The organism is Fibrobacter sp. UWB1, from assembly GCF_002210325.1.
In the GTDB taxonomy this organism is placed as follows: domain Bacteria; phylum Fibrobacterota; class Fibrobacteria; order Fibrobacterales; family Fibrobacteraceae; genus Fibrobacter.
On record NZ_MWQL01000002.1, the window covers coordinates 304,036 to 328,691 of the forward strand.

At 51.2% G+C, this 24,656-nt stretch carries 28 protein-coding genes, 2 tRNA genes and 1 pseudogene; 19 read left to right on the plus strand and 12 right to left on the minus strand.

Translation table 11 applies throughout. The features are described 5' to 3' along the window. Window positions 1–41 precede the first annotated feature (41 nt). Genes B7988_RS02790 through B7988_RS02800 form a run of 3 tightly spaced genes read left to right on the plus strand, consistent with a single transcriptional unit; the run spans window position 42 to window position 2,601 of the window. The gene (locus tag B7988_RS02790; RefSeq protein ID WP_249268814.1) at window positions 42–938 is read left to right on the plus strand and encodes an aspartoacylase; all 897 of its coding nucleotides are present in this window, start codon (window positions 42–44) and stop codon (window positions 936–938) included. A gap of 47 nt (window positions 939–985) precedes the next feature. Next, window positions 986–1,630, plus strand: coding sequence for a hypothetical protein (locus tag B7988_RS02795; protein WP_073321082.1), 645 nt, complete (start codon window positions 986–988; stop codon window positions 1,628–1,630). 5 nt (window positions 1,631–1,635) lie between these two features. Then, window positions 1,636–2,601, plus strand: coding sequence for an HAD family hydrolase (locus tag B7988_RS02800; RefSeq protein WP_088656746.1), 966 nt, complete (start codon window positions 1,636–1,638; stop codon window positions 2,599–2,601). Window positions 2,602–3,075: 474 nt separating this feature from the next. Here B7988_RS02800 and B7988_RS02805 read toward each other — a convergent pair. Then, window positions 3,076–3,148 (minus strand) — tRNA-Gly (locus tag B7988_RS02805). Window positions 3,149–3,239: 91 nt separating this feature from the next. Between B7988_RS02805 and B7988_RS02810 the strand changes: the two genes are divergently transcribed. Next, the gene (locus B7988_RS02810) at window positions 3,240–3,779 is read left to right on the plus strand and encodes a hypothetical protein (protein WP_141225535.1); all 540 of its coding nucleotides are present in this window, start codon (window positions 3,240–3,242) and stop codon (window positions 3,777–3,779) included. 49 nt (window positions 3,780–3,828) lie between these two features. Here the strand turns inward: B7988_RS02810 and nudC are convergent, their stop codons facing one another. The 4 genes from nudC to B7988_RS15000 form a co-directional block, all read right to left on the minus strand. After that, window positions 3,829–4,686 carry an NAD(+) diphosphatase gene (gene nudC, locus B7988_RS02815; RefSeq protein ID WP_088656748.1) on the minus strand — a complete coding sequence of 286 codons (858 nt, stop codon included), beginning with the start codon at window positions 4,684–4,686 and terminating at the stop codon, window positions 3,829–3,831. Between the two features lie 155 nt (window positions 4,687–4,841). Continuing rightward, on the minus strand, window positions 4,842–6,740 hold the full coding sequence (gene speA / locus B7988_RS02820) for a biosynthetic arginine decarboxylase (protein ID WP_073321092.1): 1,899 nt from the start codon (window positions 6,738–6,740) through the stop codon (window positions 4,842–4,844). A gap of 176 nt (window positions 6,741–6,916) precedes the next feature. Further along, window positions 6,917–8,191 (minus strand): saccharopine dehydrogenase family protein, encoded by a 1,275-nt coding sequence (locus tag B7988_RS02825; RefSeq protein ID WP_088656749.1) that lies wholly within the window; start codon window positions 8,189–8,191, stop codon window positions 6,917–6,919. Window positions 8,192–8,340: 149 nt separating this feature from the next. Further along, window positions 8,341–8,403, minus strand: a tRNA-Met gene (locus B7988_RS15000). Between the two features lie 372 nt (window positions 8,404–8,775). Between B7988_RS15000 and B7988_RS02830 the strand changes: the two genes are divergently transcribed. The 14 genes and pseudogenes from B7988_RS02830 to B7988_RS02890 all read left to right on the plus strand — a co-directional run bounded on the left by B7988_RS02830 (window position 8,776) and on the right by B7988_RS02890 (window position 16,626). Next, window positions 8,776–9,180 (plus strand): hypothetical protein, encoded by a 405-nt coding sequence (locus tag B7988_RS02830; RefSeq protein WP_088627472.1) that lies wholly within the window; start codon window positions 8,776–8,778, stop codon window positions 9,178–9,180. A gap of 2 nt (window positions 9,181–9,182) precedes the next feature. Further along, window positions 9,183–9,416 (plus strand): hypothetical protein, encoded by a 234-nt coding sequence (locus tag B7988_RS02835; RefSeq protein WP_073053494.1) that lies wholly within the window; start codon window positions 9,183–9,185, stop codon window positions 9,414–9,416. A 12-nt stretch (window positions 9,417–9,428) separates the two neighbouring features. After that, window positions 9,429–9,806, plus strand: a complete 378-nt coding sequence (locus B7988_RS02840) for a hypothetical protein (protein WP_073053492.1) — start codon at window positions 9,429–9,431, stop codon at window positions 9,804–9,806. Window positions 9,807–9,817: 11 nt separating this feature from the next. Beyond that, complete coding sequence (locus B7988_RS02845) at window positions 9,818–9,991, plus strand: DUF4314 domain-containing protein (protein WP_083532161.1); 174 nt, start codon at window positions 9,818–9,820, stop codon at window positions 9,989–9,991. 2 nt (window positions 9,992–9,993) lie between these two features. After that, window positions 9,994–10,404 (plus strand): hypothetical protein, encoded by a 411-nt coding sequence (locus tag B7988_RS02850; RefSeq protein WP_073053491.1) that lies wholly within the window; start codon window positions 9,994–9,996, stop codon window positions 10,402–10,404. Window positions 10,405–10,435: 31 nt separating this feature from the next. Further along, window positions 10,436–10,717, plus strand: coding sequence for a hypothetical protein (locus B7988_RS02855; RefSeq protein WP_073053489.1), 282 nt, complete (start codon window positions 10,436–10,438; stop codon window positions 10,715–10,717). 529 nt (window positions 10,718–11,246) lie between these two features. Further along, window positions 11,247–11,864 carry a TetR/AcrR family transcriptional regulator gene (locus B7988_RS02860; protein WP_073053488.1) on the plus strand — a complete coding sequence of 206 codons (618 nt, stop codon included), beginning with the start codon at window positions 11,247–11,249 and terminating at the stop codon, window positions 11,862–11,864. After that, entirely contained in the window at window positions 11,861–12,748 is an 888-nt protein-coding gene (locus B7988_RS02865) for an ABC transporter ATP-binding protein (protein WP_073053486.1), read from the plus strand. Before B7988_RS02860 ends, B7988_RS02865 begins: the two co-directional genes overlap by 4 nt. A gap of 13 nt (window positions 12,749–12,761) precedes the next feature. Then, on the plus strand, window positions 12,762–13,556 hold the full coding sequence (locus B7988_RS02870) for an ABC transporter permease subunit (RefSeq protein WP_035769273.1): 795 nt from the start codon (window positions 12,762–12,764) through the stop codon (window positions 13,554–13,556). Window positions 13,557–13,568: 12 nt separating this feature from the next. Beyond that, window positions 13,569–14,354 carry an ABC transporter permease subunit gene (locus B7988_RS02875; RefSeq protein WP_026667057.1) on the plus strand — a complete coding sequence of 262 codons (786 nt, stop codon included), beginning with the start codon at window positions 13,569–13,571 and terminating at the stop codon, window positions 14,352–14,354. A 58-nt stretch (window positions 14,355–14,412) separates the two neighbouring features. After that, entirely contained in the window at window positions 14,413–14,775 is a 363-nt protein-coding gene (locus B7988_RS02880) for a nuclear transport factor 2 family protein (RefSeq protein ID WP_088656807.1), read from the plus strand. A gap of 478 nt (window positions 14,776–15,253) precedes the next feature. Next, window positions 15,254–15,628 (plus strand): annotated as a pseudogene (locus B7988_RS02885) (methyltransferase domain-containing protein); the annotation flags it as partial. After that, a complete protein-coding gene (locus tag B7988_RS15005) occupies window positions 15,627–15,782 on the plus strand; it encodes a hypothetical protein (protein ID WP_170861496.1) in 156 nt (51 codons plus the stop codon). The pseudogene B7988_RS02885 and the gene B7988_RS15005, both read left to right, overlap by 2 nt. 25 nt (window positions 15,783–15,807) lie before the next feature. Next, window positions 15,808–16,626 carry a hypothetical protein gene (locus B7988_RS02890; protein WP_073053485.1) on the plus strand — a complete coding sequence of 273 codons (819 nt, stop codon included), beginning with the start codon at window positions 15,808–15,810 and terminating at the stop codon, window positions 16,624–16,626. Window positions 16,627–16,633: 7 nt separating this feature from the next. Here B7988_RS02890 and B7988_RS02895 read toward each other — a convergent pair whose 3' ends face one another. From B7988_RS02895 to B7988_RS02910, 4 genes are read right to left on the minus strand one after another with little or no spacing between them, the layout of a single operon-like run. After that, on the minus strand, window positions 16,634–19,300 hold the full coding sequence (locus tag B7988_RS02895; RefSeq protein WP_088656751.1) for a phage minor head protein: 2,667 nt from the start codon (window positions 19,298–19,300) through the stop codon (window positions 16,634–16,636). Window positions 19,301–19,303: 3 nt separating this feature from the next. Beyond that, window positions 19,304–20,545 (minus strand): phage portal protein, encoded by a 1,242-nt coding sequence (locus B7988_RS02900; protein WP_073053481.1) that lies wholly within the window; start codon window positions 20,543–20,545, stop codon window positions 19,304–19,306. Window positions 20,546–20,559: 14 nt separating this feature from the next. After that, window positions 20,560–21,954 (minus strand): phage terminase large subunit, encoded by a 1,395-nt coding sequence (gene terL, locus B7988_RS02905; protein ID WP_073321119.1) that lies wholly within the window; start codon window positions 21,952–21,954, stop codon window positions 20,560–20,562. Further along, a complete protein-coding gene (locus tag B7988_RS02910; protein WP_088656752.1) occupies window positions 21,938–22,390 on the minus strand; it encodes a hypothetical protein in 453 nt (150 codons plus the stop codon). The genes terL and B7988_RS02910 overlap by 17 nt, the downstream gene beginning before the upstream one ends. 244 nt (window positions 22,391–22,634) lie before the next feature. On the opposite strand from B7988_RS02910, the gene B7988_RS02920 reads away from it, so the two are divergent. Next, window positions 22,635–23,186, plus strand: a complete 552-nt coding sequence (locus tag B7988_RS02920; RefSeq protein WP_073321128.1) for a hypothetical protein — start codon at window positions 22,635–22,637, stop codon at window positions 23,184–23,186. Here the strand turns inward: B7988_RS02920 and folE are convergent. The 3 genes from folE to B7988_RS02935 are packed head-to-tail and all read right to left on the minus strand — an operon-like array spanning window position 23,150 to window position 24,656. Then, window positions 23,150–23,710: a GTP cyclohydrolase I gene (gene folE / locus B7988_RS02925; protein WP_170930520.1), complete on the minus strand. Its 561-nt coding sequence runs from the start codon at window positions 23,708–23,710 to the stop codon at window positions 23,150–23,152. The genes B7988_RS02920 and folE overlap by 37 nt on opposite strands. Beyond that, window positions 23,691–24,032 carry a 6-carboxytetrahydropterin synthase QueD gene (gene queD, locus B7988_RS02930; protein ID WP_074207697.1) on the minus strand — a complete coding sequence of 114 codons (342 nt, stop codon included), beginning with the start codon at window positions 24,030–24,032 and terminating at the stop codon, window positions 23,691–23,693. The genes folE and queD overlap by 20 nt, the downstream gene beginning before the upstream one ends. Before the next feature lie 54 nt (window positions 24,033–24,086). Beyond that, on the minus strand, window positions 24,087–24,656 hold the full coding sequence (locus tag B7988_RS02935; protein WP_073321135.1) for a 7-carboxy-7-deazaguanine synthase QueE: 570 nt from the start codon (window positions 24,654–24,656) through the stop codon (window positions 24,087–24,089).

Here is a 24,656-nt window from a genome sequence, read left to right on the forward strand (position 1 = left end):
GAATAATCCCTGCACAAGCGGGGATTTTCTATATTATGGGTATGAGTTTGATAAATACCATAGTCGTTGCAGGTGGTACCCACGGTAACGAACGGACGGGGGTTCGCCTTGTTCAGAAATGGATGGAGCACCCGGAGTGTTATAATTCGCTCTGTAGCGCCAAGGTGGATTTGGTGCTTGCTAACCCCGAAGCGGTGCGCCTGAATCGCCGCTATCGCGATCATGACTTGAATCGCGCTTTTTCGCAGGTGTGTTTGGATACGACGGTGGATTCGAAACTGTATGAATTCCGCCGCGCTAAGGAACTGAATGCTTTGTATGGCCCGAAGGGGGCTGATACCAAGACGGACCTGCTTCTGGATGTGCACAACACGGGCTCAAACATGGGCTATTGCCTGATTCTTTCTGCTCGTGACCCGTTTACGATGCGCGCTTCGGCGGTGCTGACGCAGGAATTCAAGGATGCGTGGATTTATTACCAGCCCGAAGAACGCAGTGCTTCACCGTATTTTGGAACGGTTGCGAAAGCGGATGTTTGCATTGAGATTGGCCCGCAGCAGCATGGAACGCTGGATGCCGCGATTTTCGAGGAATCGGAACGCCTAGTGAAGCGCTATTTGGAACTTGCCGAGGAATGGAACCGCGGTGAATTGCAGAAAAGGGCGCCGATTAAGGTGGAAGTCTATACGCAGTTCAAGGATTTGGGTTACCCCAAGCCGCAGGGTGGTGGAGCGATCCAGGCGATGATTCATCCGGAATTGATGGGGCGCGATTATCGCGAACTCAAGGATGGCGACAAGTTGTTCCGTACATTTGACGGTGAAGATATTTTGTACCATGGCGAAAGCCCAGTGTATCCGATTTTCATTAGCGAGCCTGCGTACTACGAAAAGGATATCGCGATGAGCCTCACGGTGAAAAGCGTCGAGGAATGGTGATGCGCCAAAGGCGCGGTAGACGGTAGGAAGTAGACAGTAGGAAGTATATGATTGAAGAAAATGAAGAATTGAAGGAAATCTCGGGCGAAGAACGTCTGAAGAATTTCATGGACTTGGTGCAGAACCAGAAAAACGAACCGTGGGATTCTCGCCTTTCGGAAATTCTGGATGCATTCGAGGATTTCTTGACGCTTCGTCCGGAACCGCCGCAGGAATGGCAGGAAACTTACGCCAAGAGCGGAAAGGAATTCGACTACTACCAGGTGGTGCTGCCGCAGGATTTCCAGGACCCGTACGAAGACGACTTGGGCAATATCCGCAGGCTGCGCAACGAGTTTGAACGCACGCCTTCGACGATGGCGCTTGAACATGAGCTCGTGAGCCGCAACTACTTTATTTTTGAAAACGGCCATGCCGAAGCGATTCCTGCCCCGCGTCCGATGCTGATGCTTGAAAGCAAGGATCGCGATGATGACGAGGAAGAACAGGAAGGCGACATCACGTGGGATTGTTGCATCTCGATTTTCCCGGACGGCAGCTACGTTGCCTACAACTTGAATCACGATGACGAAGAAGAACTCGGCGAAGATTTTAAGGCCGAATTCGACAAGCATATCGACGTGCTTTCGAAACTGCAGCTCGTGATTCCGGTGGAAGGCCGCGACTACGGGATTTTGAATAGCCGCTGCTAACCCTAATGGAAGTTTTAGAGACTGAAATTTATCTGCGGTATAAGCAGATTATTGAATCGCAGGGTGTGGAAACGAGTGTGCTCGCAGGGGGCGAGTCGCCTGCGCCGCGTTACACGCACATGGAAGATTTGCTGGACCGTTACGATGCGTTCTGCTTTGACGGTTACGGCACGCTTTATAACCGCGGGAGCTTTGTTTACGACGGGGCGCTGGATTGGTATACAATGCTGCGCGCCGCGGGCAAGGAAATGCGTCTGATTACGAATGCGGCCTCCGATGTGGATTCGGTGCTTGCGGCCGATGCGGGCAAGCGAGGCTTCGCTTTTAGCGAGGCCGAGACGATTTCTTCGGGAAGCTTGCTGAAGGATTTGGTGGCGGAATTGCGTGGCCGTACTGTAGAATCTTGTCGCGGTGTGCGTCATGGCGTTCGTGAGGTGTATTACATCGGCCGCGAAACGGGCAAGCACGTGCTTGAAGACTGCGGAATTAAAGCAGTGGCTCCGGCGGTCGAACCTATCGAGCCGATTGTGGCGATTTCGTCGGCGAAGGATACGCCTGAAACGTACGAGCAGGCGGTAAAGATTTTAAGGCGCCCGGGCTCGATGCTTTTGGTGTTGAATTCGGACGCTTGGGCGCCGAAGATTCCGGGGGACGATGGCATGACGGTTCGCGAGCCGGTATCGGGCGCTTTGAGTGAGCGCTTGCGTCGCGATTCTGTTTGCGAGGCGAATCCGGCGGGTTGCGAGACTTATTATTTAGGCAAGCCGTTCCCGGCAATTTGGGAGAAGGTCAAGCGGAGTCTGCCTGAAGGTTCTCGCGTGCTGATGGTAGGCGATACTTTGGGCACGGATGTGCTTGGGGCCCGTGTGGCTGGGTTTGACTGCGCCCTGGTGGTGGGCCGGAATGTGCCGGCAGATGAACTTGAGGCGGATGAAAAGGCCTTAGGAATTAGGCCGGATTATTACTTGTAAGCTACACTTTTTTCTGTAAAGGGTTTGTTAACTCACAATAACTAAAGAAAAGGGTTTGACGGCTTCACCAGTCCCCGCTTCGCGGCTGGCTTGCCGCCCTTCGGGCTTACTGCTTGCGCAGTAAGTCCTAAATTCTTTTCATGGGCTTGCGCCCGCAAAAGAATTTAGTCGAACCCTCTTCGAGGGTTCTCAACCCAACTTATTCACTTGTAAAATGAAAAAGACACCGTGAAGGTGTCTTTTCCATTTTAGAGCGGGAAAAGGGTTTGTTAACTCACAATATTCCTTGCTTACGCAAGGTTGTGAGTTAACCCTACGGGCTCAATGCTCGTTTCACTCGCATTAAGCTCATAATTTGTCCCTTCGCACTTTGTGCATGGGCCAAATTATGTCGAACCCTCTTCGAGGGTTCTCAACCCATTTTATTCTCTTGTAAAGCAAAAAACCACCCGATAGGGTGGTTTTCTGCTTTAGAGCGGGAAAAGGGTTTCGAACCCTCGACATCGACCTTGGGAAGGTCGCGCTCTACCAACTGAGCTACTCCCGCGAGTGCTGTTAATTTAGAAAAAATGGGCTGTTTGTAAAGGGGTGGGGCGGTTTGCGGGTGTCGTTTTGTCTGATTTTTCTATCATTGAGGCATGTTTACGAAATCTTTGATGTCGGGCCGTATTGGGCTTGTCGTATGCTTAACGCTTTTGGTTTCGGCGGGGTATGCCGAAGAAAAATCCGTGTGGAAAAAGTTTGTGGAGTTCTTTTCCCCGACTTCTGAAGTTGAAGGGGAGGGGCCTCTGTACGATCAAGTTCGCGAGTTGGACCGTAAAATCAACCGTGTCGAGGGTAAGTATGCTCGTGAACGTCGTCCGATGACGAAGGACCGCTACAAGAAGGAACTTGTCCAGCTGCGTGAAGAACGTGAGGCCTTGATGAAAAAGATCGAGGCAGAAGAGAAGAACAAAGGCAAGTCTTCGGCTGTTGCAAAGTCAAGTTCTTCTGTGAAGGCTGCGGTTTCGTCTTCGTCTGCGTTAAAATCCTCTTCAAGTGTAGAATCTGTGGCCGCTGCTGTTGCCTGCAAACCGGATACGGTTTATGTCCGCGACACAGTTGTGGTGCACGACACGCTTTACGTGATGCTCGCTCCGAAGCCTGAAGCGGCGCCTGCTGATACAAGTAAGAAATGATTGCTTTTTTTAGTAGAAAAGGAGATCCCGGATCAAGTCCGGGAAGACATTATGGATTAATCGTAAAGCCGCGGCGGAAGTTCTCGATAAGACAGCAGCTGATGCTGACATCGGTTTCGTATTCAGGAATGTCTTCGCGTTTAACCCACATGGCTTCGGAAAGTTCTTCCTTTTGCATGTGGATGGTGTCGTCGCCATCGAGTTCTGCGGTAAAGCCTGCGATGAGCGAGTCGCTGAAGGGCCACGGCTGCGAACCGAAATAGCGAATGTTTTTTACGCGGAGGCCCGCTTCTTCCATAACTTCGCGGTGTACGGCCTGTTCCAGGCTTTCGCCGATTTCCACAAAACCCGAAATCAAGAAGAGTCGCGGATTCGGATTGTCGATGTTGTGCGCCATCAGGAGTTTATCGCCGTTGCGTACTGCAACGATGACCACAGGAGAAATTCTCGGGTAAACGACGTTGCCGCACTTGGGACAAATGATGGAACGTTCGTGGTCGCCGCGAATAGTCACGTTTCCGCAGCGGCCGCAGAACTTGTTCAAGGATTCCCAGTGGGCGATGTGGGCTGCGGTGGCACCGCCCATGCGTTCTACGGGATTCATGCCGCGGAAGGTGCGGTTGCCCATGTATTCGTAGCCGACAGGGGCTTCTGCTTCGACCGTAGCCTTGCTGTCATCTAAAAAGAAGGCTGTGTCATCGATACTGAAAAGGTAATGTCCTTCAAAATCGGTGAGCGTTTTGCCTTCAATGGCTAGAATTTCTCCGATTTGCGGAATGGCATAGTCTTCGTCATTTTTTTTGAGGAGCGTCTTGGATCCATTGTAACGAATCAAAAAATCCGTCGGTTTCGGGTTTTGCACTCGAAACGCGTTGTTCAACTTATGGGGCAGAATCTCGTGAATCATGATTAATAGGCTTTTGGGGTGTTCACATTCGTTCGCTTTGAGGTATGAGCACGGACTTTCAGTCCTTTGGGTTCTAATATTTGCACCTTTGGTGCCATAATAAGCTCAAAGCATTACGAAGTAATGCGACCCCATACCTCATTGCTCACACCTCATTATTCCAGGTATGTGTACCCGTACAGGCCGCCACGGTAGATGTTCAAGAATTCCTTGCCTTCTTGCAGGGTAATCTTGCCTTCCTTCACGGAGCGAGACACCCAGTTTTCCATGGTGCGCACGAGCGCCTTGTCGCTGAAGTTCACGTAGTCGAGCACGTCTTCCACGGATTCACCGTCAATCACCTTGTCGATTTCGTAGCCGCCCTTGTCGTTGCAAACGATATGGACTGCGTTGGTGTCGCCAAAGAGATTGTGCAGGTCGCCGAGGATTTCCTGGTAGGCGCCCACGAGGTAGACCGCGATGTAGTACGGTTCGCCATTCTTGAGTTCATGCAGCGGGAGCGTGCGGCTCACGTCGCCACCACGGACGAACATGTCGATTTTACCGTCGGAGTCACAAGTAACATCCTGAATGGTGGTTTCGACGGTCGGTTCTTCGTTCAGACGCTGGATCGGCATGAGCGGGAAGACTTGGTCTACGCCCCAGCTGTCCGGCAGGCTCTGGAACAAGCTGAAGTTGCAGAAATACTTCTGGGCTAACAGGCGTGGGAGTTCGCTGAGTTCGTAAGGCGGATGACGCAAGTCCTTGGCGAGCAGGTCCACCTTGCGCACGATGCTCCAGAACAGGCGTTCGCACATGGCGCGGGTGGGCAAGTCGTAATCGCCGACTTTGAAACCGTTGAGCACGTCGTCGTTCAGCTGAATGGCGTCGTGCCAGCTTTCCAGCAGGTTCTTGGGCGTGAGACCCTTGTAGATACCGTAAAGGTCCTTCAGTGCATCGGGAGCGTCGTCGTCAATCTCGTGCGTATTCTCGTCGAAGAACGCCTGGCCCGCAGTTTCAAGCACGTTGAATACCAGAATGGAATGGTGCGCTGCAAGAGCACGGCCAGATTCTGCGATGATGTTCGGGTGTGCGACACCGCCGTTTTCGCAGGCTTCGAACATGGCGTACACCACGTCGTTGGCGTATTCCTGAATGGAGTAGTTCACCGAGCTTGCGTTGGAACTGCGGGTGCCGTCGTAATCGACACCGAGACCGCCGCCTACGTCCACAAATTCAAGGCCCATGCCCATCTTTTTAATTTGCACGTAGAACTGCGAAACTTCGCGAAGGCCGCTCTTGATGTGGCGGATGTTGGTAATCTGGCTACCCAAGTGGAAATGGATGAGCTTCATGCAATCTTCCATCTTCTCTTGCTTGATGTAGTCGAGAGCTTCCAGCAATTCAGAACTGTTCAGGCCGAACTTGCTGTGGTATCCGCCGGATTCTTCCCACTTGCCGCTACCGGAACTTGCCAACTTGATGCGGATGCCGATGTTCGGACGCACTCCGATACGGCGCGACAATTCCACCACTAGGTGAAGCTCGTTCATCTTTTCGACGACGACGAAAATCTTCTTGCCCATCTTCTGCGCGAGAAGCGCAAGTTCGATAAAGTCTTCGTCCTTGTAACCGTTGCAGATAATCAGCGAATCAGGATTGTCCATGTTCGCGAGCACCGCATGCAGTTCCGGCTTGGAACCGGCCTCGAGACCGATGTTGTATTTTTTGCCGTGGCTGACGATTTCTTCGAGCACGGCGCGTTGCTGGTTCACCTTGATCGGGAAGATGCTGTAGTAGCTCCCGTTGAAACCATATTCCTGACGGGACTTGTTGAAGCACTCGTTGATCTTCTCGATGCGGCTGTCCAGGATATCCGGGAAGCGAAGCAGCATCGGAGTGGAGACGTCGCGGAGCGAAAGTTCCTGCACAAGTTCGTACAGGTCGATGTCCGGGCCGCCTTCCTTGAGCGGGTGAACCGTTGCGTGGCCCTTCTCGTTGATGTCGAAGAAGTTCACGCCCCAACCCTTGACGTTATACAAGTCGCGGGAATCGTCAATGCGCCATTTTTTCATGTTCAATCCTTCGGATTGTAGCTATGAGGTCGGGCTTCGCCCTTTGAGCTGTGAGCTCGGTCGCCCTTATGCTTCGCTTCAGGGCTCCCTTTGGGTTCAAGTTAGGCGCCAAAGGCGCGAGTAAAAAACTCATACCCCAAAGCGACCGTAGGTCGCGACCTCATACCTCACAACCTCTAGTCCACCAGCACCGGGTTAAAGTTTTCCTTCCACGGGAGGCCGTACTTGGTGAGGGCTTCCATGAACGGATCTGGGTCAAATTCTTCCACGGTATGCACGCCCGGCTTGTTCCACTTGCCGGTGAGCACCATCATGGCACCGCACATGGCCGGAACGCCTGTGGTGTAGGCAATCGCCTGGCTGCCCAGTTCCTTGTAGCATTCCTGGTGGTCGCAAACGTTGTAGAGGTAGTAGGTCTTCGGCTTGCCGTCCTTCTTGCCCTTGAAAATACAACCGATGTTGGTCTTACCGACGGTGCGGGGGCCGAGGCTTGCCGGGTCCGGAAGGAGAGCCTTCAGGAACTGGATAGGAACGATGTCCTGGCCCTGGAACTTGATGGGCTGCGTGCTGAGCATGCCCACGTCTTCGAGGCAGCGCATGTGGTCCAGATAGCTCTGGCCGAACGTCATGAAGAAGCGGATGCGCTTGACGCCCGGGATGTTTTGGGCCAAGGATTCGATTTCTTCGTGGTGCAAGAGGTACATGTCCTTCTTGCCCACTTCGTCAAACACGTATTCGCGCTTGATGCTCATGGCCGGAATTTCAACCCAGTGACCCTTGCCGTTTTCGTCGGTGTCCCAGTAGCTACCCGGGGCAGAAACTTCGCGGAGGTTGATTTCGGGGTTGAAGTTCGTGGCGAACTTGTAACCGTGGTCGCCACCGTTGCAGTCGAGAATGTCGATTTCTTCGATGGTGTCGAACTGGTGCTTGAGGGCGTAGGCGCAGTATGCCTGGGAAACACCCGGGTCAAAGCCCGAACCGAGCAGAGCCGTGAGACCTGCCTTTTCAAACTTTTCTTTATAAGCCCACTGCCAGCTGTAGTCGAAGTAGGCGCTGAAACCCTGTTCCTTGCAACGCTTGTTGTAGACTTTGCGCCACTCGGGATCGTCGATGTTTTCGGGTTCATAATTAGCCGTGTCCATGTAGTTCACGCCGCATTCGAGGCAGGCGTCCATGATGGCGAGGTCCTGGTACGGGAGCGCGATGTTCATCACCAGGTCCGGCTTGTATTCCTTGATCAGAGCAGAGACATTTTCGGCCTTGTCGGCGTCAACGGCTGCAGTCGTAATGACCGTCTTTGTGTTCGGGCGGAGTTCCTGGGCCAGCTTTTCGCAGTTTTCGCGATGGCGGCTTGCGATACAGATTTCGCTAAAAACTTCGCTGCAGGTGCAGCACTTCTTGATAGCAACTGTGGCAACGGCGCCACAACCGATAATCAATGCTCTTGCCATTTTTTGTTTGTTCCTCATTTGTTGAGAGTTAATCCATCGGGATGGCGATCCCGGTAGAGTATGTTGACTGGTTAAAATGTAGAAAAAGGCAAACGGCCACTTGCGGTCTTAAAAAAAGAAAGGCGGTTTCTAGATGAAACCGCCTTTCGTGGGACCTCCGGGACTTGAACCCGGAACCCGCGGGTTATGAGTCCGCGGCTCTGCCCTGTCCCGCGTAGATACTGGGTTTTCGATTAACGTCTCACAAAAAGCTCACAATTTAAAACCCTGTTTTTGCCTTAAAAAGCCCACTTTTTGTGACCTGGTTTTGAGCTTTTTGCTCATCCCCAGACGTCAAAAATTTACAAAAAATTAACAGGTTGAACCAGGGGGTAAAGACCGTCAAAATTTTTTTTGTACGGCCATTGACAAACCTAACTAAATTAGGTATATTAAGTAGTGAACAAAAGAGCACTAAAACTATTTAAAAATGACCATAATGTTGACTAGAAATTTGATGATTCCAGACGGGAAAAAACGACTTTCGATTCAATCCATCGAGGCTCGCCAAACGGCGAGCCTCTCTTTTTTTGAGAGGTAAAACCATGAGCTACGACTACCATGAAAACATCAAGGACGACTGCGTGACGGCCATCAAGGAATACCTTGGGTATCACGACGTGAAGGGAATGTCCAAGGAAACGCTGAAAGAGAAATTCCGCGATGCGTTCTGGGTTGACGATTCCGTCACTGGCAACGCTTCGGGTTCCTATACGTTCTCCAGCTATGAGGCAGAGCAGAATATCGCGGGGAACTGGGACTTGCTTGGCGAGGCCATGACCGAGTTCTGCTGCGAGTGCAACGCCATCGAGAAAGGCGCCGAATGGGCTGATGTGACGATTCGCTGCTACCTGCTTGACGAGGGCATTGAAAAGGCGATGGAGGAACTGGAAGAAGAAATCGAAAAAGCGATTGAAGAAGAACCCGAAGATGAAAGCGCGGAGGCATAGCGATGGAAAGGGCGAATGTGAAAGAACAGCTTGAACGGATGATGAACGAGTTCAATCAGAAATCCGACGAACTTCAAAAGATGGCTGAGAAAAGCGTCAACGGAACCATGGAAAGGTACACGCTGGCGCAGGCCGACACCGCAGCTGCGAAGCTGCTCGCGCTCAAGGAAGTCGCCTTGAGGCTTGGCTTCGCTGTTGTTTACGATGCAATTCAAAACAAGTGGACTCTAACCTAAAGGAAAAAAACAATGAAGATAAAAGCATACCTCATCGACGTTATCAACGAGACCCATAAGGCGGTCGAAATTGAAAACAAGCTCGCGGACTATTACCGCGAATTGCAGTGTACCGTGATTGACATTCAGGAACGGAAAATCGGCAAGAAGGTCTTCGACATTATCTGCGACGATGAAGGTCTTTTCAAGGAGCCTGCGAAAATCAGTGCCATCGACAATCTCGGTTCGCCTATGTTTGTCGGCAATCTCCTGGTCGTAAAAAATAAGGACGGAGAGACTACCACATTGAGCGACGAAGATGTATATTACGTTTCCGAACATGTGGAAAACCTTTGTACCAAGCTGTTTCCGAAAGGCTACCCGATGCTGACGCAGGTCGAATATTGCTAGGAGGGCTGAACATGAATTTGAAAATCGGAGACAAGATTGAAATTCTCGAAATGGTAGGCGAACCCCAGTACACGGGAAAGGTCGGAGTCGTTGATTTTATTGACGACGCTGGTCAAGTGCATGGAAGCTGGGGAGGCTTGGCCGTCCAACCTGAACGCGACAAAGTTCGGCTGCTGGAGGGGTGACGATGGCGGAAGGACAGCTGGATTTCTTTTCCATCCTGGATTCCGCAAGCGAAGCGAACAACGCAAGGCCATGGTGTAAATCATGGCTTTGCGCCCGTAAGAACGATTGCGGAGTCTATGTGGAGAATGTGCAGACATTCAGGCAGGGAGAGGGCTACAGGCGCTATGTGGAGCTGAAATGCGCCCTCGACTATCCGAAAGTCTATTACGCTTGCAGCATCCAGGACAGAATTTCCGGGCGCGGCTCGCCGCTAGATGCCGATGGAGATTACTGCTTCGACGTGTTCGACGGAATCGCGGACGTGGAGAAGAAGGTACGCGGCTATCTGACGCGCTGTGCGTCGGGCTACGAGGTGAACCGTTCCTGGATAGATGGCGTGGTGAACATGCTCAAGAACAGCTTGCAGCAATAGTGCAAAAGCTATTTTTAAAGCGAGGCAAACAATGAATTACAGAACTCTGTGCAGCTTTTACAAGGGCGAGAAGGAATGTCCCTTTGAAGCTGGGAATGGAAACGCTGGGAAATTTTGGATGGCGGAACGGTTCGTCTGTGAGGAATACGCGCAGACCGTCGAGAAGCAGGTCAAGACGGATTTCTTCCGCATGGTTGCAGCCTACATTTCCAAATGGGCGCCCTACGATTATCCCGACCTGATACGCGACTACCTGTCGAAGTCCGATGCCGATGAAAAAATCAAGGCTCAAGTGAAAGCGATGTATCTCTAGTCTTAGGCGGCAGTAGGAGCCGCCTTCGGTCTCTTTTTTGCACAAAATATGATTTGTTCACTTGAAAAAATCCGATTTTTACTATCTTTGCGCTCGGAGCCTTAGCTCAATCGGTTAGAGCGTCGGACTCATAAAAATTGTGGCACCAGCTTGAAAGAGTTGGATGCGAATGGGAAGAAATCGGTGAAACCTAACCAGCGGCAACGCTGCACGGCAACGCCGAGCCGAGCCAGGGGTACACTCCTGGAAGGTGTAGAGACTAGCGGAGCAGTAGAGCCTGCTTAATGACCGCACAAGCCTCCCACGTCTAAACCCGCAAGGGCATGGCGAAGACATAGTCCACGGAGGTGCGAAAGCATCACAAACGTAAACCCGTTGGTTCCCGGTTCAAGTCCGGGAGGCTCCACGAAAGAGGATGAGTTGGAAAACTCACCCTCTTTTTGTTTATCTTTAGGGTTGACCGAATCGGTTATTGGTGTTATATTATAAATAACCGATTCGGTTATTTCGTTGAAAGGCAGGGATCAAAGTGGAAAAATTTTTGGCGCTGACGGAAGAAAAGAAAATGACGATCCTGAACGCAGCACTTCAGTGCTTCGGAAAATTTGGTTATGAAAAAGCATCCGTCAATGATATTGCAGTGGCTGCTCATATCTCCAAGGCATCCATGTTTCAGTATTTCGGAAGCAAAAAACAGCTCTATATTTATCTGCTGGAATACTGTAAAAAGGTCATTGAAGAAATATTTGAAAAAGCACATCTGGATTCCAAAACGGATTTGTTCGACAGGATCCTGGCATCCAGCCGCATGGAAATGGAGAGCTTCCAAAATCAGCCCTTCACCCTGCAGTTTATTACCAGCGTCTGGGAAGAAACTTCTCCCGAAGTAGCCGATGCGCTGGTGATTCTGACAGAGGAAGCCTGCAGCTTCAGAAACGATATGGTTCTTCGGGAGGAGGACGCTTTGAAATTCAAAAACCCGGAGGATGCCCGGCCGGTATTTCAGATGCTGCTTCTGATGGGCGAGGGATATGCGGCCCGGTACCGTGGGGCAAATGCTTTTGACTTTGAGACCGTCATGGATGATTTTGAGAAGAACATCGCAATTCTGCGGAAAAATTTTTATAAGGAGGAGTATCTGAAATGAGCGAGCCAATCATTGTTTTGGAAAAGCTGACCAAGCACTATGGGAAACATCGGGGAATTGACGGACTTAGCTTCTCTGTTGACCAGGGCGAGTTTTTCGGCTTCATTGGCCCAAACGGTGCGGGAAAATCCACCACCATCCGCACCCTGATGGGCCTGATCCATCCCAGCGGCGGCAGCGCATCTATTTTCGGCCTGGACTGCCAGACCAAGGCCAGTGTCATTGCCAGAGATGTGGGCTATCTTCCCAGCGAAAACAGCTATTATGAAAACATGAAGGTGCGGGAACTGCTGCAATACAGCGCAGACCTGTACGGCATGAATTGCGAAACGAAAATGTATGAGCTCTCCGAGCGCCTCAATCTGGATCTGACCCGGAAAATCGCAGACCTGTCTCTGGGCAACAAGAAGAAGGTGGGGATCGTGTCTGCCGTCATGACCTCGCCCAAGCTGCTGATCATGGACGAACCCACCAGCGGCTTAGACCCGTTGATCCAGCAGGCTTTCTACGATATTCTGAAGGAGGAGAACAGCCGGGGAACCACCATTTTCTTCTCCTCCCATGTCCTCAGTGAGGTGCAGAAGCTGTGTGACCGGGTGGCGATCTTAAAAGAGGGCAAGCTCGTGGGCATTCAGTCCATCCGAGAGCTGCGGGAAAGCGGCTATAAAAAGGTCAGCCTTACCGCTGAAACGGCCATCCCCCGTGAGTTCTGGGGCCTGCCCGGCATTGCCAACTACACCGAGAGTCCTGACAAGACCTCTGTTTCCTTTGTGTATAACGGCAATATCACGGCGATCATTGACAAGCTTCACCTGCTGCATTTGGACGATGTGCTTTTGGAAGAACCCTCTTTGGAGGAGATCTTCCTGCACTACTATGCGTAAGGAGGTGTCAGGCATGGTCATTTTGAAATATGAACTGAGAAGGCATCGAACCTATATCCTGGGCTGGGCCATCGCCTTGGCTGCGTGCATCTTTTTCATGACACCGACTTATTACAGCTTTCTGGATGCGGCCTCCGTGGAACTCTTTGAAACCATGGGCACCACGGACTTTTACAGGAGCGTCGGCGTATCGATGGAATACCTGACCTCTCCGCTGGGTATTTACGGGTTCCTGACCAGCTTTTTCATGATTGCCTCCGGCGTTTTCGGGATGCACTTCGGCATTTCCATTCACACCAGAGAATGTACGGAAGGAACCTCGGAATACCTGTTTACAAAGCCCTTTCCCCGGAAAGCAATTTATTGGGCAAAGGCATGGACGGTGTTTGTCGGCGTGGCGATCGTGGGTGCGGCGTATCTGCTGGCTTCCCTTTTCGCCATGGCAACATTCCGTTCCGGAACTCCTTGGGGAGAGTTTTTCCTGATTGCCCTGTCCCTGACCCTTGTGACGCTGTTCTTCGCTGCAATGGGGCTGATGGTGGGAGTTTTGTTTTCCCGCAACCGCAGTCCGCTGCTGACTGCCGGTTTGGTTGTGTTCGTTGAGTATTGCATTACCAGCTTCTCCAACATCGTCAGTAACCGGGCTATCAGTTTTCTGTCTCCCTACTCGTTCTTCGGAGCCGCCGAGATCTCCAAAGCCGGCTTCTATGACCTCCGGTATCTTGGGTGGTGCGTGCTGCTGTTTGCCTTGTTTTTGGTGCTTTCTTACGGTGTCTTTCTGAAAAAAGACATTCAGTTCCGCAGCTAAGGAGGTGTGAACATGAAAACATTGATTAAAAATGAATTCCGCCAAACCAGAAGACTTTTGCTGATCTGGCTGGGAATCATGCTGCTTCTGTGCGGTTTCTGCTATTTTGAGCTTCTGTCCCTACGGGACAGTCTGGATGAAATGGCAGCGATGGTCAGCCAATTTCCGAGACTGATCATGATCATGTTCGGAGTCAAAGGCGACTTGACGACATCCACCGGCTGGTATGTGTGCATCTATTTCTGGGAGGGACTGCTGGCGTTTCCTTATGCCATGTCTTTGGGACTGTCCTGTGTGGCAAGGGAAAAGAAATTCGGAACATCGGAATACCTGTTCACAAAGCCTGTGAAGCGGAAAACCATTGTTCTGGCGAAGGTGATCGTTTCGGCAGTGAACCTGCTGGTGTTCGCCCTGTTCAGCGGCGTGTGTAATTATTTCACGATCGTTCTTCCTTTGGGCGGTCTGGATCAGCCGGGAGCGGTGCTTTCCACAACGATGGGAATGTTCTTTACCCAGACTCTCTTTTTTGCCCTGGGTCTGCTGTTTTCCAGTGTGCTTCGATCCTATAAGGCTGCGGTGCGGACAGGAACAATTTCCATGCTGGCTGCCTATGGGTTGGCCTTTACTGCCGAGTACACAGGAAATCATTTCCTGGACTACCTGACCCCATTGCGTTATTTTGATGTGTACGAGGTAGCACTGCACGGTTTCCACCTTCCCTATCTCGTCTTAACGATCGTTGTGGCAGGTATTTGTGTCGCAGCTGCCCTGGATCAGTGGAAACGGCGGGAATTGTGATGTTACATGAATCGTGTATCTTGAAAACAGCAGCTAACGATATATGGAGGAAATATTTATGTTACGGCCAAAAGAAATAGTATGTAAATGGGTAGATGCCTTTAACAACCATGATGTAGAGGCAATTATGAGCTTGTACCATGATAACGCAACCAATCATCAGGTGACCAATGATCCCGTGATTGGGATAGATGCAATCCGTGAAATGTTTACAGCAGAATTTGCCACTGCCGATATGACTGCCATTGTAGAGAATATCTTTGAAGATGGACAGTGGGCGATTTTAGAATGGAAGGACCCTCTGGGACTGCGGGGATGCGGCTTCTTCCATGTTGTGAATGGTAAAATTCTGTTTCAGAGAGGATATTGGGATAAGCTGTCTTTTCTGAAGCAGCATAATTTGCCTATTGAATTGTTGTGAAAAGGTGAACAGAGCACGAAGTTGAAGGAAGGGCGAAAATGGAGCGAGGAAGAATTATTGTAATTACAGGCCCTCCGGGAACTGGAAAATCGACAGTATGGATGCCATGGAAGGAATATTCTTCTTCGTCGATGCGGGCGGCTTCCTGAAGCCAAACATACAGGTCGTTGCTCTCTGGGTTACAAGGAAGCTCTGAACCACGCCTCTGACGATACAATGCGTACAAGAGAAAAGAGGGAAAGACCGCTGACAGCATTAAAAAAGATGCAATTTTTTCACAGCATACTTTCCGAACCATGTGTGGTGTATGGCACCGCATTTCTCAGCAACACAATATACCAAGTTCGAGGCGGAGAGTCTATTGAAATAAAAAAATCCGAGGAAGAGAATATCTCTCTGCCTCGGATTTTTCGTTTCATCCCTCAATCGGCTGGTGTAGTACCTTCAATTTCAAGATGTCCCTGTGCGGACACGCCCTTCGGTTGTCGCTTTTGATTACAGCAAAAAAATGATAGAATTGGCTAAAAGACGGCAATCACAATATGCAAAACAAATTGAATTTTGTGTGGCGGATGCGACCGATAGAAAAAGTATATTAGAATTAAAAAGAAATCGAGCCTTTACGAAAGCAGTTTCTAATATGGCAATTATGGATATTACGGACATTGAACCACTTCTTATGGCTGTTTATGAACTGTTGCAGGAAAGCGGAATTTTTGTCTTTGCAACGCAACACCCTTGTTTTGTCACGTTGACTGAAAAATATATGACACCGCACAGTTACTATGATATAGCGATTGAAGGGCAACCGAAAGAGCAGATTTATTATCATCGTTCCATACAAGGTATATATGGATAAAGACTTGGAAAAGCTCATGGAAAAATATAACGTTCCATGCAAAGTCAAGAAAGTCAAAAAGCAAACTTTAGACTTGAATCCTCAAGATAAAGTCATTGACTGCGATTATGTTGACCCGGCTGGTTTTCCCCATTGGGACAAAGATTAAATCTCGAATGTCATAAAGGCCCTTTATGCTAAAGAAATTTCTTTCAGTGTATCTCCTTTTATCTGCTTGTCTTTATGCAACGGATTATGAGTGCATAGAGCTTTATGGAGATTATAGAGTTGTAATTGAAGGGACTAAAAATACAGCGAATCAAGTCAGTACAAAACGTTATTCAAGCTATAAATCCTGCAATCGTGATTTGGAAAATTACCTAAATGGTAAAAAGACTCCTATCGCATACGAGTGCATAGAACTTTATGGGGATTACAGAGTCGTACTTGAAGGAACTAAAAATCCGGCAAATCAAGTTAGCTCAAAACGCTACTCAAGCTATAAATCCTGCAATCGCGATTTGGATAATTACCTAAATGGTAAAAAGACTCCCGTTGAATATGAGTGCATAGAACTTTACGGGGATTTTAGAGTTGTGCTTGCGGGAACTAAAAATCCGGCAAATCAAGTTAGTTCAAAACGTTATTCAAACTATAAATCCTGCAATCGCGATTTGGATAATTACTTAAATGGCAAAAAGACTCCCGTTGAATACGAGTGCATAGAACTTTATGGAGATTTTAGAGTCGTGCTTGCGGGAACTAAAAATCCGGCAAATCAGGTTAGCTCGAAACGCTACTCAAACTATAAATCCTGCAATCGCGATTTGGATAATTACTTAAATGGCAAAAAGACTCCTGTTGCATACGAGTGCATAGAACTTTATGGGGATTACAGAGTCGTGCTCGAAGGAACTAAAAATCCAGCAAATCAAGTTAGCTCATTGCGTTATACCAGCTATGGGTCTTGCAATAAAGCCTTGAATGAATACTTGTCTAAGCAAAGACAATAATCTGCAACTAGAGCTTCTCCAGCTTGCCGTTTTTTATGTAAAAAACCTCTGTTCCGATGGATTTCCACTTTTGGGCGAAGCCAAGATACTTGGACTTCGTCTTTTCTGTTAGGTCGTAAGGGAACGTCAGCGACTCCACGCAATCGACCGTCACATCGCCGTGAAATTGCAGTTCAAGATAGCTGCTGATGTTGTCGCTGCGGAATTTCGTCATGTCGTTCGTCTGCGTTCCCTTCACTGGCAGCTTGCTTTCGTACATATCGTCATAGGAAACCGCTTTCGGGTCGGTGACGAGACTGGGCTGGTATCTTTCACCGAGACTGTCGCCAGCTGTCCATGTACAGGTCACTTTGTCCTTCTTGAAGCGTACCGCGACATTTCCGTATTGGGTGGCGCGGTTGTGCGTCGTCGCCTCTCGTAGTTTGTCGTGGTCGAGAAGGTTTCCGTACTTTTCATACTGCGAGATATTGAGCTGGTTCGCCTTTTCCGTCGAACCCAGGTCAAACAGTTTGTGCGCTGCGGACAGTCGTGCATGGCTCTGCTTGATTGAGCCGTCGGCATTGAGCGATGGGCCACAATACCCGCCGGAGCTTCCCGTCTCGAAGGTGTTTTTGAAATGGCTGTTGAAAACCTTTTCAAGCAGGTCGTCGTCAATGTGCATCCCCAGGTCGTGTTTCTGGAACAGCTCGCGCATCGTCGCCTCGATTTCTGCGGCGTGCTTCTTTGTCGCCGAGCCGTAGTTATGGCCTTTCTTGTACTTCTCGATGGCGGTGTCCAGGTGTCCGAGGGTGGGTGGCAACTTGTCGCCCTTGAGGGCGCGAAGGTCGTCGATGGAAATGTTCGTGGAGAACGGGACGCTTGAACCGGACTTGATGCCAGCCTTGATTTTCTTGAGGCGTTCCAGTCCTTCCTTGTACTCGATTTCCTTTCTTCTCGTTTCCGCTTTCTTGAGCAGTTCCTTGATTTCCGTTTTCGCGGCGTTGTCGCCCCTGGCGATAAGCGCGTCAATGTCGCTGGTGAGTTTTTTCAGAACTGCGGACTTGGGGTGATTCTTGAGGAATATCTTGATGGAGTCCACGCGGCCAAGTTCCGTTTCCCAGTCGATGAGCCGTTCCACTTCGGCGAGGGCTTTCTTGTAGGCGTCCTGTGCCACCTTCCAGCTCGCGTACTTCTTGTGCTTTTCAACCCAGTCGATTTCAAATTCCAGGTCGTGCTTTTTGCCTGCGAGCGAGCTGCCCATGCCTTCGAGCTTCTTTCTTACGGATTCGTTGACGGTGATGGCGGTTGAATAGTCGAAGTCCCTTGCTGCCTGGATGGGGTCTGCAAGATACGTGCAGCCCTTCAATGTACCCAGACTTGTTTCGAGCTTTCGGGAGAGCTTCTTCATGTCGCTGTACGCCTGTTTGCCGCCCTTCTGCAAGGCTTTTTCCAGTTCGTCTATTTCGGGTAGGCCCTTGATACCGTTCGCGTCCTGCAAAAGCCTGTGCGCTGTCTGTCGCGTATCGAGCCTTTCCTGCAATTCCTTGCGAATTGCTGCGGCTTCCTGCGAAGTTCTGCGGGAATGTCGCTGTTCGGCGGCTTCCTTGAGCCTGCGCCTTGACTTGCGTTCGTCCCAGCGCTTCTGAATGTCCGCGATTTCCTCGGCGCTTCGGGCATGGCGCTTTTCCGCCGCCTGTTCCAGCCTTTGACGGCTCAAAAGCTGCATTTGCTCGTTTTTGAGCTGTTGCAGCTGTTTTTCCTGCTCGGCGATAGATTGTTCCACCTTGTGAAGGTTTTCGCCCGTAGAAGCCTCTGTACGCTGTTCTGCGCCCTTTTCCTGTTCGGGACGTTCCTTGACCTCGTATTTTCCGTCGATTTCGGGGTCCCAGGCGACCATGGAGCAGCGGCACTGAAAATCCTCGCCCGGATTTCCGTGGAACATCGAGGGTGCTCTTTCCTTTTCGACCAGGCCGTCGGGCGTTTCCTCGTAATAGACGTTCGGATTGTCCAGGCTACAGATGAGGCCGTTCAGATGCGTGTGCGTTTCCCTGTCGCGACCGTCCAAAGTCGTGAGCCATACATAGTAGCGGATGCCCAGCTGCTTGTACGTCGAAATGCTCGCGGCGGAATTGAGCTTGGCGGTCTCTGTTCTCGCGATGAGTTCTGCGCGGTGTTTCGTTTCGGCGGGGAGTTTGGCGCGGATGGCCGCTTCCAGTTCCCTCTTGTTCCAACCCTTCATCTTCGCCTCGGTGGCGATACGGGAAATGTCCGCCTTGGCGTCGCTTTCCGCACTGATGCAGAGCTGCAGGAAGTTCTTCTTCCAAGCCTCGAAAATCTCGTCTTTCGCTGGTGGCGGGAAATATGGCTGTCCGACGGTCATTTTGGCGTACTCGCTGAAATTCCAGCCGTTCTTGACGCCGACTGCATAGGCAAGCGAGGAAACCTTCTTGACAAATTCGGGGGGCAGCTCCGCAGCGGCTTTCGTCAGGTCGTCAATGTCGTCCGTGAAGCCCCGGAGCGCAAGCTGGATGTTTTCTTCCAGGGCGCGAAGAAATTCTTCCCGCGTTGCGCGTTCAAGGTCCGCCTCGATGGCGCTGGGATAGAACTGGTGCGCGTTGAACACGGGCCTGCGTCCGCGTTTCTTCTGTCCGAGCCGTTCCACGTTCTTGACGAAATTTACGAAGCTGCCAGCCATGTTCTAGTCCTTTACGGAAATGTCCCAGGAATGTCCGTTCTTGAAGATTCCCTCGCGGATGCTCTGCTCGTCTATTGCGCCCATCTGATAGTAGATGTTGAGCATTTCCGCCTGCATCTTCATCGCTTCGAGCTTTTCCTTTACGGACATTGTAGTGACGGCGCCCCATTCAAATTCCGAACAGACGATGCCGCAGTTCCTTTCCGAAAGGTCGGCGATGAGCGAACAGGCGGGGCGGTAGATGTAGCGGGAACGCCAGCTTTCCACAAGTTCCGCGTATGCCTTGGAGTCGCCCTCGTTCGTCTGGGCGAGTCCGGTCGCGCTTTGACCGAAAAGGATGCTTACGGGGATTCTCGAATCCGCGCAGACGAGGTTCATCGCCTTTTGGAGAACTTCGGGCAGTCCCGCGAAATTGTGGCTTAGGATTTGGAACTTGTCGTTCGCGCCGGAGAATACGCCTCGGAACGAACTCATGGAAACCTTTACGAGGCTTATGAGCTGCTGTGCGTCCTGTATTCCGCAGTCGGGCTTGGAAAGCATTTCGTTGAAGCCCTCCAGCGAGAAAAGCATCACGCCCGTTTCCGTCGCCATGTTGACGATAGACGCGACGACGTTCGCGAGGTTCTTCAAACTCTGTTCACACGCTTTCAGCGCAGGCATGCCGAAGAAGCGTTCCCTTATTGGTATTCCCTGGAGAATGTCGGGGACTATTTTTCCGTGAATGACCGTGCAGCGCGACGGGTGAATCTCGATGCGTTTGTTATCAAGAAGGACGACGCGGTAAACTTTGGGCGTGTCGCCCTGGAAATCCGTGGGCTGAAACTCCACCTTGCCAGCGCTGTAAACACGGTATTGCGAAATCTTTCGATTTTCCGGTGCTGGGCGCTTGAGCTGTTCAATGTCGTACTCGTTTTCGTACTCCGAGACAATCAGGGCGCCACCCGTGAGGCGCTGGTATTCGCCAGCGAGCTGTAGAGCCTCGAAAAGCCCTACGGCGGAAGCCTCCTTGAATACCTTGCCCGAACTGTCGCCAGTGATGGTGACGGGTTCCTTGAAAGCTGTTTCGGGGACGCATTCGACAATTCGTGCGGCGATGCCGTCTTGCACCTTTATGCGTGCAAGCTCGACAATATCCGTTCCCGCATAGGGATTGACGAAAGTATTTTCCGTCTTGTCGGTGTCCCTGCGGCCCATTCCCGTTACGAAATTGCCGTAGGCACCGTCCCTTATCTTTGCAGTTTCCATGATTTATTCTCCTTTTAGATGAAGCTGATAAGGCCCGTCCCCATACCAGTTGCCAAGTAGTTGAGAGCCTGCGTGGTGGAATCCACGCGGTCATCGTGCGGAGCGCTTGGAAAAGAAACCAGTTCGTCGATGTAGTCGCGAACCCAGGGATGTTCTGCATCCTGTTTGGGTATATAGACGTTTCCCGCCTCGAACAGCGGGCTTACCGCAAAGGCTCGCGCTTCCTTTGAACCTTGCGGTGTGAAGGGAACGATGCCGCTAATCTTGTTGCGTAACGCACTTATAATTGCGGGGCCGTTCGCCTTGTCTTCAATGATTTTACGGATTGCCTTGGGGTGCTTCTCGCTCATACGCTGGAAAGCACGGATGCTCGAAACAAAGTCCATCTTGGCGCATACGCAGTCAATGAGGTAGAAACGCGCCCCGACCTTTCCCCAGACGGTTCCCGCTACGTTATCACTTGATGCGCTGTCCGTGAAGGTGAAGTCCCAGCTTTGTATAATCTTGTCGAAAACCTTGGGCAAGATTTCGTACTGTTGCAGCCATTCGCGCTTGATGATGCTTCCGCCGACTGGTGCGGGGTGCTGTTGGTAGAGTGCGTTCCAGTCGTAGCTTCCCACGTTGATGCGGATTTTTTCGAGCATTTCAAGCGGGTATCTTTCCGGGTGCAGCGCCTCGCCGATTTTGCGGTGCGGTTCGTCCTTCTCGGCAATCGCGGGATAGTTTATGACCGTCCACTGGTCGCCATCGCCCTGTTTCATGGCGTTGAGCAGGCGCCCCGCCAGGTCGTCCTCATGCCAGCGCGTAAGCGTGACGAGGACGCCCCCGCCCGGAGAAAGTCGCGTATATGCGGTAGATGTGTACCAGTCCCAAATCCTGTCTCGTATGGTGATGCTGTTCGCTTCCTGCCTGTCTTTCAGCGGGTCGTCGATGCCGAGGATTTCGCAGCCCATACCCGTTATACTTCCGCCGATACCCGTGCTCCTGAAACTGCCCTTCCTGTTGGGGATTTCGATTAGGTTTGTCGAGCGCGTGTACTTGCTTCCTCGCGGCGGCAAGGTCGTTCGCGGAAATATGCGGTGGTATTCGTTGCTTTCCATGATGCGCTGCACGTCCTTGTTCACGCGCCTGGAAAGTCCGTCGCTATAGCTGCACGCCATGAAGGAAATGTCGGGATTTACACCGAAGCACCACGCCGGAAAATGCTTGCTTACAAGTTGGCTCTTGCCATGTCGCGGCGGCATGGTGAGAATGAGGCGGGGACTCTTGCGTTCCATTACGTCGGTGTAGAAACGCATGAGGCGAGCGCAGATTTCACGGTGGACCCACCCGATGCTGTAATTCGGCATCGTCGCCTTTACAAAGGCAAGAAGGTTCGTCCTTGCGAGCTGTTCAATCTGTGGTGTCATTCTCGTAAATGCCAAGTTCCCGCGCCTGCCTCTTTATCTCGCTCAATTCGTCGGGCGTGGGGATTTCTCCGTTTGTGTCGATGTTTACTGCATCGGGGTTTTCAACCATCCTGTCGAGCATCTTGCGCTTTGCGCGTGTCAGCTTGGAATCTTCCGTTTCCTCCGCTATGTCGAACACGAAACGCGCCGCCTTGATGTTGCCGGAAAGAGCCATGCCACTCATAACTGAAATGATTGCGGCGCGAAGCTCGATGGGCTTCTCCACCTGGATTCCGATGCTTCGGAGCGATTCCTTCAAGCGTCCTTCGGACAGGCGAAACTTTGTCCCGAGAACGTTTCTCGCGACCTCCCGCGCCTCCTTCGCTTTCAGCTTGCTCCTTGAAGACGCCAAGCCTCCGAGCTTGCCGATGGCCCTCATGTCCTGGGAATCTGCCATACATCAGTCGTTCCTCAACTCCTTCCACCAGCGCAGAAAATCGGGCCAGTAAACGGTCATGCGTCCGCGCTTGCAGCTTCTTCTCACGGGCATACCGCGGGTATGCACCCAGTCATAGACAGTGAAGTGGTTGAAGCCGATTTTGTCGGCCACCTCCTTTATCGTGAAGTAGCCCGGTTTAGGCGTGATTAGGTCTTTGTTTAAGATTTTGTTCCCCATACAAAGTTTTTCCTATGTTGTGGATATGGCTATCACGGATTTCGAGGGATTGAGAAAAAGGTTTGACGCTCTAAAGAAGCTGAACGAAAAGACCATTCTATCGGGCTGGATAGATGGAAACGGGACTGCACGGAAAGCGAAGGAAAATCTCGATTACAGAAAAAAGACGGGAAAGCTGACTCCCGCATTGAGGGAACCCGCTTCCAATTCGTTGATAGCGAGAACGCTGAATTACGGCCGTAAGGAAGGGACGACGCTTGAGGGCGTCCACTACCCGGAAATTCCGGCAAGGCCCTTCCTGCGTTTTGCCATGGAACGGTTTCGCGCCATCATGCCGAAACTTGAACGCAAGTATCTCCCGCAGATAATCAACGGCGAAATGACCGTCCAGACGATGTGCGAGGAACTGGGGATGCGCTTGAAGGACTGCATCACGCTCGCGATGCGCGACAGCGAAAAGTACGAGCCGCTGCGCGATGCTACCGTGCAGGCGAGAATCAGGCAAGGACGGCCCAGTGCTACTCCGCTTATCGACACGCATCAGCTTATAGACTCCGTGACATTTGAGGTCAAGTGAGTTTTGAAGGCGCCGCTTGAGAAAAGCGTACGCGTGACCATGTTGCAGTTCTTTGCGCCCCTTGCCGTGACGCAGGCGTGTTTCGCCTCGATGCGAACTTCTACGTCCTTGCTTCCAGTCGCGAGCATAATTACCTCGGCAATGTCGCTGCCGATTTTCTCCTGGAGCTGCAAACGCTTTCCCACCATTTCGGAAATCCTCGCGAACTTGGAGAGTCCGAGAACTTTCCCGTGCGGGATATAGCGGATTGAAACCTTCATGTCGTACATGAGGGCAAGATGGTGTTCGCAGTGGCTGAAAATCGTTATGTCGTCAACGGAAACGATTTGACCGTCCGCATCCTGCTTGAAACACTTGCCGAACTTCTTCGCGAGCTGTGCGTTCGTGTAGTTCTGGCCTTCGAACATTTCGGCGTAGTATTTCGCGACACGGCGCGGCGTGTCCCTTAAACCTTCGCGGTCGGGGTTGTCGTTCAGCGCCTCAAGAAGCTGCCGTACAAGCTGTTCAATCTTCTTCGTCTTTATCATATTGCGCCAGGTTCCCCTCGCTTTCCTGAATAACGACCTTGTGGCAGAACGGCACCTGGTCGCAAATCCATTTCGCCATGTTTTCGGCTGTCGGGTTAAAATCCACCACGTCGTTGATGTAGGCGTGGTCGAGCTTTTCCATGATTATCTTCTTGATGTGCGTGAAGTCGATAACCATTCCGTCATTGTCGAGAGTCTTGCTCTTGCAGAAAATGGTCACAAGCCAGTTATGGCCGTGAAGGTTGCTGCACTTGCTCGGATAAGGGAGTTCCAGACGGTGCGCTCCCGAAATTTCCAGTCTCTTGCATACTCGATACATTGCTTTCTCCTATGGGAATGGGCAGGAAGAAACCCGCCCTTGAAACGAAACAGGCTACTCGATACCGATGAACTTGTGCCATTGAAGCGAGAGAAGCCAGCTGGGATTTTCCTGCACCAGCTTTATGCAGTGATAGAGGTTTTCCTTGACGAGGTTGTCCCCGTCGAAGCATGGGCTAAGGCACATGCGTTTCGCTGTCTTACACGGAGTAGGCAGCGGGTCGCCAGCCTTTATGACGAAACGTAGTTCGTCGATATTGTCCGGCTCGATGCGCGAAGTCTTGGGACTACAGACGATGTAGTCGATGCCCTGCGGAACCTTGTGCGTTCCGTTTGTCTCGATGGACTTGTACCAGCCATCAAAAGCCTTTATGAGTTCGTCGTCCAGCTGCAAGGTGGGTTCACCTCCGCAGAAGGAAACGCTCCTGCAATTTCCCGCGATGGAAAGACAGGTCTGAATAATCTGTTCGGCGGTCATTTCGTCGAAGGGTTCATGGTTTGTGTCGCAGAAGGGACACTTCATGTTGCATCCGCTGAAACGCACGAATACCTGCGGCGTTCCCACGCGCTTTCCTTCGCCCTGGATGCTAAAGAATATCTTGTTTATTCTGTAGATTTTCTGCAT

What these genes read in the sequence shown, in the direction of transcription:
- B7988_RS02790 (WP_249268814.1), top strand. Translation starts at nt 42, where the DNA reads ATGAGTTTGATAAATACCATAGTCGTTGCAGGTGGTACCCACGGTAAC.
- B7988_RS02795 (WP_073321082.1), top strand. Translation starts at nt 986, where the DNA reads ATGATTGAAGAAAATGAAGAATTGAAGGAAATCTCGGGCGAAGAACGT.
- B7988_RS02800 (WP_088656746.1), top strand. Translation starts at nt 1,636, where the DNA reads ATGGAAGTTTTAGAGACTGAAATTTATCTGCGGTATAAGCAGATTATT.
- B7988_RS02810 (WP_141225535.1), top strand. Translation starts at nt 3,240, where the DNA reads ATGTTTACGAAATCTTTGATGTCGGGCCGTATTGGGCTTGTCGTATGC.
- nudC (WP_088656748.1), bottom strand. Translation starts at nt 4,686, where the DNA reads ATGATTCACGAGATTCTGCCCCATAAGTTGAACAACGCGTTTCGAGTG.
- speA (WP_073321092.1), bottom strand. Translation starts at nt 6,740, where the DNA reads ATGAAAAAATGGCGCATTGACGATTCCCGCGACTTGTATAACGTCAAG.
- B7988_RS02825 (WP_088656749.1), bottom strand. Translation starts at nt 8,191, where the DNA reads ATGGCAAGAGCATTGATTATCGGTTGTGGCGCCGTTGCCACAGTTGCT.
- B7988_RS02830 (WP_088627472.1), top strand. Translation starts at nt 8,776, where the DNA reads ATGAGCTACGACTACCATGAAAACATCAAGGACGACTGCGTGACGGCC.
- B7988_RS02835 (WP_073053494.1), top strand. Translation starts at nt 9,183, where the DNA reads ATGGAAAGGGCGAATGTGAAAGAACAGCTTGAACGGATGATGAACGAG.
- B7988_RS02840 (WP_073053492.1), top strand. Translation starts at nt 9,429, where the DNA reads ATGAAGATAAAAGCATACCTCATCGACGTTATCAACGAGACCCATAAG.
- B7988_RS02845 (WP_083532161.1), top strand. Translation starts at nt 9,818, where the DNA reads ATGAATTTGAAAATCGGAGACAAGATTGAAATTCTCGAAATGGTAGGC.
- B7988_RS02850 (WP_073053491.1), top strand. Translation starts at nt 9,994, where the DNA reads ATGGCGGAAGGACAGCTGGATTTCTTTTCCATCCTGGATTCCGCAAGC.
- B7988_RS02855 (WP_073053489.1), top strand. Translation starts at nt 10,436, where the DNA reads ATGAATTACAGAACTCTGTGCAGCTTTTACAAGGGCGAGAAGGAATGT.
- B7988_RS02865 (WP_073053486.1), top strand. Translation starts at nt 11,861, where the DNA reads ATGAGCGAGCCAATCATTGTTTTGGAAAAGCTGACCAAGCACTATGGG.
- B7988_RS02870 (WP_035769273.1), top strand. Translation starts at nt 12,762, where the DNA reads ATGGTCATTTTGAAATATGAACTGAGAAGGCATCGAACCTATATCCTG.
- B7988_RS02875 (WP_026667057.1), top strand. Translation starts at nt 13,569, where the DNA reads ATGAAAACATTGATTAAAAATGAATTCCGCCAAACCAGAAGACTTTTG.
- B7988_RS02880 (WP_088656807.1), top strand. Translation starts at nt 14,413, where the DNA reads ATGTTACGGCCAAAAGAAATAGTATGTAAATGGGTAGATGCCTTTAAC.
- B7988_RS15005 (WP_170861496.1), top strand. Translation starts at nt 15,627, where the DNA reads ATGGATAAAGACTTGGAAAAGCTCATGGAAAAATATAACGTTCCATGC.
- B7988_RS02890 (WP_073053485.1), top strand. Translation starts at nt 15,808, where the DNA reads ATGCTAAAGAAATTTCTTTCAGTGTATCTCCTTTTATCTGCTTGTCTT.
- B7988_RS02895 (WP_088656751.1), bottom strand. Translation starts at nt 19,300, where the DNA reads ATGGCTGGCAGCTTCGTAAATTTCGTCAAGAACGTGGAACGGCTCGGA.
- B7988_RS02900 (WP_073053481.1), bottom strand. Translation starts at nt 20,545, where the DNA reads ATGGAAACTGCAAAGATAAGGGACGGTGCCTACGGCAATTTCGTAACG.
- terL (WP_073321119.1), bottom strand. Translation starts at nt 21,954, where the DNA reads ATGACACCACAGATTGAACAGCTCGCAAGGACGAACCTTCTTGCCTTT.
- B7988_RS02910 (WP_088656752.1), bottom strand. Translation starts at nt 22,390, where the DNA reads ATGGCAGATTCCCAGGACATGAGGGCCATCGGCAAGCTCGGAGGCTTG.
- B7988_RS02920 (WP_073321128.1), top strand. Translation starts at nt 22,635, where the DNA reads ATGGCTATCACGGATTTCGAGGGATTGAGAAAAAGGTTTGACGCTCTA.
- queD (WP_074207697.1), bottom strand. Translation starts at nt 24,032, where the DNA reads ATGTATCGAGTATGCAAGAGACTGGAAATTTCGGGAGCGCACCGTCTG.
- B7988_RS02935 (WP_073321135.1), bottom strand. Translation starts at nt 24,656, where the DNA reads ATGCAGAAAATCTACAGAATAAACAAGATATTCTTTAGCATCCAGGGC.